At 69.0% G+C, this 9,825-nt stretch carries 12 protein-coding genes; 7 read left to right on the top strand and 5 right to left on the bottom strand.

What is annotated here, in order from left to right:
• Positions 1-129 precede the first annotated feature (129 nt).
• Entirely contained in the window at positions 130-1,347 is a 1,218-nt protein-coding gene (locus tag QSK30_RS32825; RefSeq protein WP_285508947.1) for an NsdA family TPR-like regulatory protein, read from the bottom strand.
• Between the two features lie 205 nt (positions 1,348-1,552).
• Here QSK30_RS32825 and QSK30_RS32820 point away from each other — a divergent pair, with 205 nt between their 5' ends.
• Positions 1,553-1,858, top strand: coding sequence for a hypothetical protein (locus tag QSK30_RS32820; protein WP_285508945.1), 306 nt, complete (start codon positions 1,553-1,555; stop codon positions 1,856-1,858).
• Between the two features lie 3 nt (positions 1,859-1,861).
• Here QSK30_RS32820 and QSK30_RS32815 read toward each other — a convergent pair whose 3' ends face one another.
• Complete coding sequence (locus QSK30_RS32815; protein ID WP_285508943.1) at positions 1,862-3,043, bottom strand: helix-turn-helix domain-containing protein; 1,182 nt, start codon at positions 3,041-3,043, stop codon at positions 1,862-1,864.
• Between the two features lie 503 nt (positions 3,044-3,546).
• Here QSK30_RS32815 and QSK30_RS32810 point away from each other — a divergent pair.
• Together QSK30_RS32810 and QSK30_RS32805 are read left to right on the top strand one after the other, a co-directional pair.
• On the top strand, positions 3,547-3,927 hold the full coding sequence (locus tag QSK30_RS32810; protein ID WP_285508940.1) for a hypothetical protein: 381 nt from the start codon (positions 3,547-3,549) through the stop codon (positions 3,925-3,927).
• Positions 3,927-4,715, top strand: a complete 789-nt coding sequence (locus tag QSK30_RS32805; protein WP_285508938.1) for a helix-turn-helix domain-containing protein — start codon at positions 3,927-3,929, stop codon at positions 4,713-4,715. Before QSK30_RS32810 ends, QSK30_RS32805 begins: the two co-directional genes overlap by 1 nt.
• Here the strand turns inward: QSK30_RS32805 and dinB are convergent.
• Entirely contained in the window at positions 4,701-5,882 is a 1,182-nt protein-coding gene (dinB, locus tag QSK30_RS32800) for a DNA polymerase IV (RefSeq protein ID WP_285508936.1), read from the bottom strand. The two genes, QSK30_RS32805 and dinB, sit on opposite strands and share 15 nt — an antisense overlap.
• 66 nt (positions 5,883-5,948) lie before the next feature.
• Here dinB and QSK30_RS32795 point away from each other — a divergent pair, with 66 nt between their 5' ends.
• The 3 genes from QSK30_RS32795 (at position 5,949) to QSK30_RS32785 (ending at position 7,789) form a co-directional block, all read left to right on the top strand.
• Positions 5,949-6,365, top strand: a complete 417-nt coding sequence (locus QSK30_RS32795; protein WP_285508934.1) for a DUF1801 domain-containing protein — start codon at positions 5,949-5,951, stop codon at positions 6,363-6,365.
• Positions 6,366-6,560: 195 nt separating this feature from the next.
• On the top strand, positions 6,561-7,103 hold the full coding sequence (locus QSK30_RS32790; protein WP_285508931.1) for a hypothetical protein: 543 nt from the start codon (positions 6,561-6,563) through the stop codon (positions 7,101-7,103).
• 41 nt (positions 7,104-7,144) lie between these two features.
• Positions 7,145-7,789, top strand: coding sequence for a hypothetical protein (locus QSK30_RS32785; protein ID WP_285508930.1), 645 nt, complete (start codon positions 7,145-7,147; stop codon positions 7,787-7,789).
• A gap of 74 nt (positions 7,790-7,863) precedes the next feature.
• On the opposite strand, the gene QSK30_RS32780 is transcribed toward QSK30_RS32785, so the two are convergent.
• The gene (locus QSK30_RS32780) at positions 7,864-8,415 is read right to left on the bottom strand and encodes a snapalysin family zinc-dependent metalloprotease (RefSeq protein WP_285508928.1); all 552 of its coding nucleotides are present in this window, start codon (positions 8,413-8,415) and stop codon (positions 7,864-7,866) included.
• 209 nt (positions 8,416-8,624) lie between these two features.
• A complete protein-coding gene (locus tag QSK30_RS32775) occupies positions 8,625-8,993 on the bottom strand; it encodes a winged helix-turn-helix transcriptional regulator (protein ID WP_285508927.1) in 369 nt (122 codons plus the stop codon).
• 92 nt (positions 8,994-9,085) lie between these two features.
• Between QSK30_RS32775 and QSK30_RS32770 the strand changes: the two genes are divergently transcribed.
• Positions 9,086-9,688, top strand: a complete 603-nt coding sequence (locus tag QSK30_RS32770; protein WP_502871925.1) for an NADPH-dependent F420 reductase — start codon at positions 9,086-9,088, stop codon at positions 9,686-9,688.
• Positions 9,689-9,825 lie beyond the last annotated feature (137 nt).

The following is a 9,825-nucleotide window of genomic DNA, read 5'->3' as shown; positions in this document are numbered from 1 at the left end:
CCGACGACGCCGACAACGGAGCCTCGGGCGACTCACCCCAGTCGAGTTTGAGACCATCTACAAGGCCGCTCAGGCGGCTTGAGAACCATCAACCCCGAGTGTCAACCGAACCCGGGGCAGTCCCGTCCGTCATCCTGTTTGGTTGATGCCGCTCAACCGCGCCAGGTAGTCGCGTATCTCAGGCTGGTTCGAGTGGGGCGTGAGGGCAGTGGCGAGGTCTTGGGAGCTGGCGGCGAGTGAGGGAAGTGACTGCCGGTCGCCTGCGAGGGCTTGGTGGCCGTAGCCGACGGCCGCGTCAAGGTCGCCTTCGCGGGCTGCGGCGACGGCCAGGGTGATGCGCGCCTCGGCGATGCGCATGGGCGCGCGTTCGCGGCCGCCGGGGTCGGTTCCGGCCCGGATGACGTCGTCGGCGAGGGTGCGGGCGAGGCGGTCGTCGCCGACGTGGCGGTGGCAGTGCATGACGTAGAAGTCGTACTTGGCCGGGTCGACGACGAAGTGGTTGTCGATGTTGTCCGGGTAGGGCAGGGATTCCAGCAGCTCGCGGCCGCGCTCGAGCGCCGAGCGCATCTCGCGTGGACGACCGATTCGCGCCCACGCCCTGGCTTCCTGGGCGAGGAGCTGCACGCTGACCGAGTGCTCGCCCGCGACCTGCTGCCCCGATTGGGCGGCGGCGATGGTCCCCTGGTAGTCACCGGTGGTGAGGGCGAACCAGGCGCGCATCTCGTGGGCCCAACCGCGGATCCCACCGTGGTCGATCTCGTCGCCGATACCCATCGCGGCCCGGCGGGTCGCCTCGGCGGCTCGGCGGTCGCCTCGGTCGTACTCCACGCAGCCGACCAACAGGGCCAGCCAGCCTGCCAGTTCCAGCGACTCACGCCGCTGCCGGAACCCGAGGCGCCGCTGCTGCATCTCGACGATCCGCCCGAGCCACTGCCGTCCCTCGGTGAGCAGGACCCCGGGGTCGCCGTGGGCGTAGTCCGAGCACAGCTTGTCCACGGTGATCCGCAGCGCGTGCAGGGTGGCATCGTCCACATCGGAGGCCCGCAGTCGGGAGACGATCTCCAACGTGTCCATTCCGTTGGCGCCCAACAGTTCCGGAGACCGTTCCGGTGCGAACAGCGAGCCGGTGACAGTGCCCAACACGGCCGCCACGAGCGGGGCATAATGCCTGCCCGGCTTGTTCTCGGCTGACTCCCACGCCTTCCACCGCCGCACGAGGTGCTCGGGATCGGGGAGTCGACCATCTGCCTGGGCGCGCAGGCGCTTGACCGCCTCGACCTGCGTCCAACCCCGCGCTTCACGCAGGGCACGGATGCGGAGCGCCCACACCGGCAGATCACCGACCACGACCACTCCCCCTGGCTCGCGCCTACGACCTCGTGAGTGTCGCACTGATCAGCCACCGTCGGCAGGTGCGGAGATGGTGAACTGGCGAAGGCCCGCCGCCTGTGTGCCACCACCGGTGACTCCCAGGCGAATCCACCGTGTTGGAGGCGGCGCGGGTGCGGAACTGGTGCATAGTGGTGAATGGCCAAGAAGAGGAGTTGTCACGGTGGCGACAGACGCGCACGACGGTCCCTACAGCATCGGAAGTGACCAGTGGCCGGGGACGAGCCGCGTCATCGAGGAGGCGGGCGAGTTGATACAGGTCCTGGGCAAGTTGATCGGCGCGGGCGGCCGAACGGCACATTGGGACGGGAGCAACCTCGTCGACCGACTCACCGAGGAAATCGGAGACCTGCGCGCGGCGCTCGACTTCTTCATCGCGGCCAACGGTCTGGCCGCACAGGCGATCAACGAACGCAGCCAAATCAAGTCGGCACAGTACACCGAGTGGCACCACCAGAACCGAGGGTGACACTCATTGCGAACTGGCATGGTTCTCAGCAGTCCGACTCATTGCCAGCACCTGACGAATACGGGCCCTGACCTCCCGGAGCCGCGAGCCGTACAGGTGCTCTGTCTTCGCTACGAACAAGGCCAATTGTTTGGTGGCCCGCCCGGAAAGGACACGACTCGCGAGTATACGGTCGACGACCTCGATCGCTTCTTCGATTCGATCTTGCTTGAGCAGCAGGCGCGACATCATCCCGAGATAGAGGGTGATGTCGCGCGAGTTGCTCTTACCTGCCAACGATATGGCCCGGGCTAGATTTTCCTCGGCCAACGCGAATTCTCCGATGTCTTTGTAGGCGATGCCTGCATTACCGAAAACCTCCAGACTCGTCCAGTAGGCGACTGGCGTGTCCAGTGGAGCGGACGCCGCCGCGATCTCCTTGCACTCAGCCAGCAGCCGGTGCACAGTTCGACGATCGCCGCACGGGGACTCCGATCGGGCCTGGCGCCCCAACAACATGGAGGTGACCATGTCCCGACGAGCACGCGCGGCCTCCAGTGCTGCCAGGCAGTGCGCGGCACCCTCGCCGGGCCGGTAGAGCCAGGTCGCCTTCATACTCATCAGTGCACGAACCTGACTGGCCAGATTCCGGTCACCGCTCTCATGCGCGGCCTGCAATCCCACGTCGTAGTAATATCCGGCCTTCCCGTGGCACTGGGCGTCGTAATGCGCGTAACCGGTAAGCGCACAGAGTTCACCGAAAGAAGCAATCAAGGGACGGCTGGTCGAATCCCGAACCACCGGAGCCCACTTGTCCACTTCGCGCACGAGATATGAAGCAACGGCATTGCCGCCGTATTCTCGTTCGATCGCCGCACACTTGACAGTGGTTTGCCGCACAACAAAATAGCTTTGCCGCGCTTCTATCGTTTGCGATACCGCACCGACATCGGCAAATCCGAGTAGATGGGCTGGTATTTTCAGCGCATGCACAATCGAGGAAAGTTCGTCGACTCGCAGTGGGCGGACCCCATTGATGATCTTGTTCAACGTCGGACGTGAGTAAGCGAGCAGTCGGGCGAGGTCGTCCTGCGACCAGCCCGGCACCGCGGCGACCTTCCGGAGCACCGCTGGAAGGTCCAGACACCCCAGGTGTCGGACCACGCTCGGTTGATACCAGAAGTCGGGCGGCACCACCTGTCCCATGGCGACAGGATACGGAAAGCAGTTCGAACTTCGAACACCGCGCCCTTGATCGGCTACCCATCGGTCACTCTGGGTCCCGTAACGGGCACCACGCCACTGCCGGTGCGGTCGAGTGATCACTCACGATCGGAGCACGTCGGAATGTCGACACGAAGAGGCCAGCGTCGCCAAGCAACCGAAATCGGCAACGCGGCAGAGAGCGCGGTGTGGAACCCACAAGCGAACGATTGGGCGGTTTTGCCGATGACGTTCACTGACGGTCGGGACCACCTGGTGGCCGAGTCGTTGGTGGCGACCGGCGGGTTGGGTGGGGTGTATTCGGCGGTCTGTGGCGCGGGTGGGTTGTTGCCGGAGTCGTTGTTCGAGCCATCGCATCCGTTGTGCGCGGGGTGTGTGGCACGGGTTCGGGGGACGGTGCCTCGGCAACGGCGGCGGTCGTGGTGGGGGCGGTTGTGCCAGCGCGTGGCGGGTGGTCGGTGATGGGCTCGACGGGTGGGGTTGGGGTGGCTGTGGCGGAGTTGTCGCGGTTGGCCGCTGTGGCGGGGCGTCATCTGGCGGTGCACTCGTTGCCTGTTCCGACGTGCATGGGTGTCTCGTTGGTGGCGGGCAGGGCGGATCGGGTGGAGATCGGGGTGTCTGCCACGCCCTTGTCAGCGATGGCTGCGGTGTTGGTGACCTGGCACGACACGTTGAGCAATGCCGCACCGATGTTGCTCGGGGAGAGCGATTCCGATGGGCCGCGGGTCGAGATTCACGGAGAGTTCCGCGATGGGACCCCGGTGCAGGTGGTGGCGTATCCCGATGAACAGGATCTGGTCGGGTTGCGGGATGTGATCTGGATGGGCGCGCGGGCACTGGCTTGGCTGCAGGAGGTGGCGAGCTGATGTCGACCAGGCTGGGAGGTTGGGTCCTGGGGATCGAGTTGCGTCGTGTGCATCGGGCCGCCGGGTTTTCGCAGCGGGGGTTGGCGCAGGAGTTGGGGTGGGATGCGTCGAAGTTGTCGCGGTTGCTTTCCGGGTTGCGGGTGGTGACCGAGGCCGAGTTGTTGTTGGTGTTGTGGGTGTGCGGGGTGAAGACAGCGCGCGAGCGCGAGCGGTTCCGTTCCCTTGCGGCGCGGGCGGACCAGCATCGGTGGTGGCCGGGCTTTGAAGACAGCTCCCTGAGTTTCCGCGTGTCGGGTGTACTTGAGGATCAGGCGCGCGCGATCCTGTGTTACTCACCGAACGTGGTGCCAGCGTTGCTGCGGACTGCACGGTACGGGCAGGCGCTGCCGGTGGCCGAGGGTGCCACTCCGGGATTGTTCAACCGGTTTCGGCCGCCGCAGTGTGTGTTCCTGGTCGGGGAGCGGGCGTTGACCCATCCCGGGCCGATGCCCTCGATCATGCGCGGCCAAGCCCGCCACCTCGCCGCACTGGCCCAGCGGGTGGCCATCCGGGTCGTGCCTGAAGCGCTGGCGTTTGGTTGGGAGGGCCCGTTTCGGATCCTCGACGTACCAGATCTTGGTCGGACTGTTCAGGTCGACCAACCGAGATCGACGCTATTCCTGCACGACAAAGAATCTGTCGACGCCTACGCAGCCCTGGCCAGGGAATTGATGGGGATCGCGTTGAGCGAGGAGCGCAGCCGGGGCCTCTTGCGGGAGATCGCGGGGGATGCGCTAGTCCGGCAGTAGTGGCATCTCGATGCCCGGAGCCTGACCGAGCAACGTGCCTCGGGTGACCGCTGTCGCGCCGAAGCGGTGGCGGAGGTCGTCGAGGGTCGTGTCGAGGGCGGTGGCGTCGGTGAACGGGAGCTCCAGTTGCAGGGCCTCGTCATCGAGGTTCGACAGGGCCAGCCCGATCAGGGTGATGCCGCGTTCGGCGATCATGGGACCGGCCGCGACCAGTAGGCGGCGGGCGGTGGACAGGATCAGGTCTGTGCTGACGGTGGCTCGTGGCAGCGTGTGGCCTCGGGTCGCTCGCGTGAAGTCCCGGAAGCGCAACCGGAGCGTCACTGTGCGGCAGGCTCGTTCTGCGCCGCGCAGGCGTCGGGCGAGGCGGTCGACCAGGCCAGCGATCATGGCGTCGAGTTCCTCGGGTGTTCGGACCCGGGAGCCGAGCGCGCGTTGGGCACCGATGGACCGGCGGCGGCGGCCCGTCTGGACTGGGCGGGGGTCGCGGTTGTGGGCCAGGGCGTGCAGGTGGCGGCCGGACGCCCGGCCGAGCATGGCGACCAGCTCCTCCACGCCGTACTCCGCCACCTGGCCCACCGTGCCGATGCCGTGTTCGCGCAGCTTCGCCGAGGTCACCTTGCCCACGCCCCACAGCCGTTCGACCGGGAGCGGGTGCAGGAACGCCAGCTCGCCGCCGGCCGGGACGACGAGCAGGCCGTCCGGCTTGGCCACGGCGCTGGCGACCTTGGCGAGGAACTTGGTGCGCGCGACACCCACCGTGATCGGTAGGCCCACTCGGGTGGCGACGGCCTGGCGCAAGCGGGTGGCGATCTGCTCTGGGGTGCCCGCGATCTTGCGCAGGCCGCCCACGTCCAGGAACGCCTCGTCGATGGACAGGCCCTCGACCAGCGGGGTGGTGTCCCGGAAGACCTCGAACACCGCCTTCGACGCCGCCGAGTACGCCGACATCCGCGGCTGCACCACCACCGCGTCCGGGCACAGGTGGCGGGCCTGCCTGCCGTTCATCGCGGTGCGCACGCCCCTGGCCTTGGCCTCGTAGCTCGCGGCCAGCACCACTCCCCCACCGACGATGACCGGTCGGCCGCGCAGCCGGGGGTCGTCGCGCTGCTCGACCGAGGCGTAGAACGCGTCCAGGTCGGCGTGCAGGATGGGGGTCGACACGAACACATGTTCGCATCGATCCCCGACGGCGCAGGTCACGACACGGGCGCGTCCCTGGTGGACAATGGCCCGATGGACCCGCTGGAGAGCTACCTCGCCCGGCACGACGAGACCGATGCCGCGTCCCTGGCCGCCCTCGACGCCGCCGTCCGGCGGGCGTACCCGGGGTTCGAGGTCGCCGTCAAGTACGGCCTGCTGATGTACGCCCTGCCCGACGGCGGCTGGCGGCACTGGGTCTGCGGCATGAACGTCACCAAGCGCGGCACATGCCTGCGCTTCCTCTACGGCGTGCTGCTGCCCGACCCGCTCGGCGTGCTGCGCCCGGGCACCGCCACCCTGATGACCTGGGACTTCCCCCGCGGCGCGGAGATCGACGACGAGCAGGTCGGCCGGTACGTCGGCGAGGCCGTCGAGCGGCACGAGTACTTCCGGGCCAACAGCAAGCTGGTGGCCGAGCGGGCCAAGGCCGGGGTGAAGCAGCAGGGCTGAACCCGCCGCGGGCCCCCCGCGCGAGCGATCAGCGCCGGATCTGCCACCTGGCCGACCGCGCGGACGCCGGGTCGGGCAGCGGGGATCAGCCAGTCGGTGGTCACTCCGACGGTCGATGATCACCACCCGTTCCGGCTGGTGCACTGGTGCGCGGTCCGGCGGCGGACCGCACCGGCAACCACAGGGGTGAATCGCTTGCGGCTCAACCACTTCCTCCGCGTGCTCGCGGGATCGGCCGTCCTCGTCGGCGCGCTCGTCGCGCCCGGTCAGCCCGCGACGGCGGCGACCTCCGGGACCTGGGCGTGCTCGGTCCCGGCGGGCCAGACCTACACCAGCGTGATCTCGGTGAAGTACTGCTCGACCAGCGGCTGGGCCCCGCTCTACGACACCACCCCGCCCAGCGACGGGCTCTGGGGGTGCGTCGTGCCGTCGGGCTACAGCTCCGACCACGTGATCTCGGTGAGCTACTGCACGACCTCGGGCACCGGGCCCGCCCACCACCTGCGCACCCCGTCCGACGGGCTCTGGGTGTGCGACGTCCCGGGGACGCACACCTACGACCAGGTGATCACCGTGAGCTACTGCTCCACCTCCGGCACCGGACCCGCCTACCACCTCCGCACACCGTCGCGCGGGCTGTGGGCGTGCTCGGTGCCGCCGGGTTACTCGTGGGACCAGGTCATCTCCGTCGCGTACTGCTCCAGTGGTGGGCAGGGCCCGCTCTACCACCTGGCCTGACCGTCCACACCAGACAATCGAACCGAGAGGGGTTGGGACACTTGGCAATCAGCGGAGTCCTTCGGATCGCGTTGGGCCTGGCCTTGGCGGCCACGGCACTGTTCGGCCCGACCGCGACAGCGGCACCCGCCGCGTCCGGATGGGCGTGCACGGTGCCTCCGGGCCAGACCTACACCGCCGTTCGCAGCAGCAGCTCGTGCACACCGCAGTACTACGTCGACACCCCAACCGACGCGAGCCGGGCCTGTTCGGTGCCGTCCGGCTTCACCTACATCACCGTGCAGAGCGCGTCGGCGTGCAGCCTCACCGGAGTCGCGCCGCAGTACTTCCTGCGCGTGCCGCAGGACGCCATGTACACCTGCACCGTGCCGCCGGGCTTCAGCTACCTGTCGGTGAAAAGCACGACCAGCTGCGTCACGAGCGGTGTCGGGCCGCAGTACTTCATCCGGGTCCCGCAGGACTCGATGCGCACTTGCACGCTGCCGCCCGGTTTCACCTACCTGTCGGTCGCGCTGAGCACCACGTGCGCCACCAGCGGCAGCGCGCCCGAGTACTTCATCAAGACACCGCAGGACCGGATGTGGGCCTGCACCGTCCCGCCCGGCTGGACCTACATCGGCACCCGGCAGGCCAACGGCTGCGTCACCTCCGGCACCGCGGTGCAGTACTTCATCGCCCGGCCCTGACCCCGGAAAGCAAGTGGTCCCCGGCGGTGGAGCGCCGGGGACCTCCTGCGGGACAACGAAAGCGCCGTCGGGACTTACGGCGCGTAGACCTGGGAGCTGCCGACCGACATGGCCACCCGGCCACCGGCGAACAGCTGGTTGACGCGGCTGGACTCACCCGAGTTCGGGTAGGGGTTGCGGCACGAGGTGCCCGCGCTGCCACCGGACATCAGGTACGAGCAGACGCCGTTGTAGTTGTCGGGCAGGCCGAGGCCGTGGCCCATCTCGTGCGCCACGATGCGCAGCGCGTCGTTGCCCGCGGCGACGTCGCGGGTGTCGATGTAGATCGTCGCGCAGCCGAGGCCGCAGGGGTATGCGCGGGAGCCGCCGCCGGTGGTGGCGGAGATCCGGATGGTGGCGCTGCCGCCGCGGACCAGGCGCAGGTTGGGCACCCGCGAGTTCCAGATCTGGGCTGCCTGGTCGGCCTGGGAGCTGTAGGAGGAGGCGCTGTAGTAGACCGTCCGGGCCGCGGCGGGGGCCGCTTGCTGGGCGGGCGCGGCGGAGGCGGTGGTGGCGGACATGCCCACCAGGCCCAGCACCAGGGCCGCCGTCGCGGTCAGGACGCGCGTGTATCCGCGCAGGGACATGAGAACTCCTTGATATGCAGGGAAAGTGCCCTCACGAGCACCGGCATACGGAGTCTAAGTAAGCGGGGTCACAGCGGGATATAAGCCGACCGCATAACGTGATGCTATCACTATGTCTGCATCTGGATCACCGCAGGTCGGGCCGCGTGTGGCGGAGACCAAGTGAGGATTTACCACTTCAAACCGGACGCACCGGACACCGAGTCCGGCTACTCCGCGACGCGTTCGGCGGCCTCCTGGGCGGCCAGCAGGTCGTCGCCGTGCTCGGTGACCCAGTCAGCCAGCGCGCGCAGCGGACCGGCGGCCAGGCTCTCCCCCAAGGCCGTCAGCCGGTACTCCACGCGCGGAGGGGCCTGCGGGTAGGCCTGGCGCTCGATCAACCCGTTGGCGCGCAACCTGCGCAGGGTCTCGGTGAGCACCTTGTCGCTGAGACCGCCGATGGCCACCCGCAGCTCGCCGCGGCGGCGCGGGCCGAGCCGCAGCGCCGCGAGGACCACCGGGTCCCAGCGGTGCGCGAACAGGTCGGTCGCCGCGCGCAGGCGGCAGTCGGCCACCAGGTCCTCGCAATCGCCACGCATGGGCCCATTGTGGCCCGTCCTCGCCTACCGATCGGTGCGTATCGGCCTGCCTACCGTGGGCGCTCGACGAAGCGGAACAGCTGGAGGAACAGATGCGCATCGGGATCCTGGGGACGGGCAACGTGGCGGCGGCGCTGGGCGAGGGGTGGACGCGGGCGGGGCACGAGGTGGTGGTCGGCGGCCGCTCACCGGAGAAGGCCGCGGCGGTGGCCGAGCAGATCGGGGCCACCGCGGGCACGCTGCGCGAGGCGGCGACCGGACGGGACGCGGTCCTGCTGGCGGTGCCGTGGGAGGCAGTGACGGAGGTGCTGGCGGACACGGCGGACGTCCTGGTCGGCACACCCCTGATCGACCCGACGAACGCCGTGCGGCACGGCGAGGGCGTGCTGCTTCCCGCGGACTCGGCCGCGCGCCGGATCGCTGAGCTGGCACCGGGTGCGCACGTGGTGAAGGCGTTCCACCTGTTCCCGGCGGCGCAGTGGGTGAAGCAGGAGGAGCCGGTCGTGGTGGCGATGTGCGGGGACGACGAGCGGGCGCTGGCGGTGGTGGGCGGACTGGTGGCGGATGTGGGCGCGCGGCCCGCGGTGCTCGGTTCGCTGGAGCGGGTGCGCCAGCTGGAGGAGGTGGCCGGCTTCGTGATCGGCCTGGCCTTCCAGGGCGTGGACCCGAACGCGGCCATCCCCAAGGTCGGCTGAGAAGACCACTGCGGGCTGGCGGGCTGGCGGGCTGGCGGGCTGGCGGGCTGGCGGGCTGGCGGGCTGGCGGGCTGGCGGGCTGGCGGGCTGGCGGGCTGGCGGGCTGGCGGGCTGGCGGGCTGGCGGGCTGGCGGGCT

Source organism: Actinokineospora sp. NBRC 105648, from assembly GCF_030269645.1.
In the GTDB taxonomy this organism is placed as follows: Bacteria; Actinomycetota; Actinomycetes; order Mycobacteriales; family Pseudonocardiaceae; genus Actinokineospora.
The sequence above is the reverse complement of the archived record's forward strand: the minus strand, read 5'-3'. Positions and strand labels throughout refer to the sequence as shown.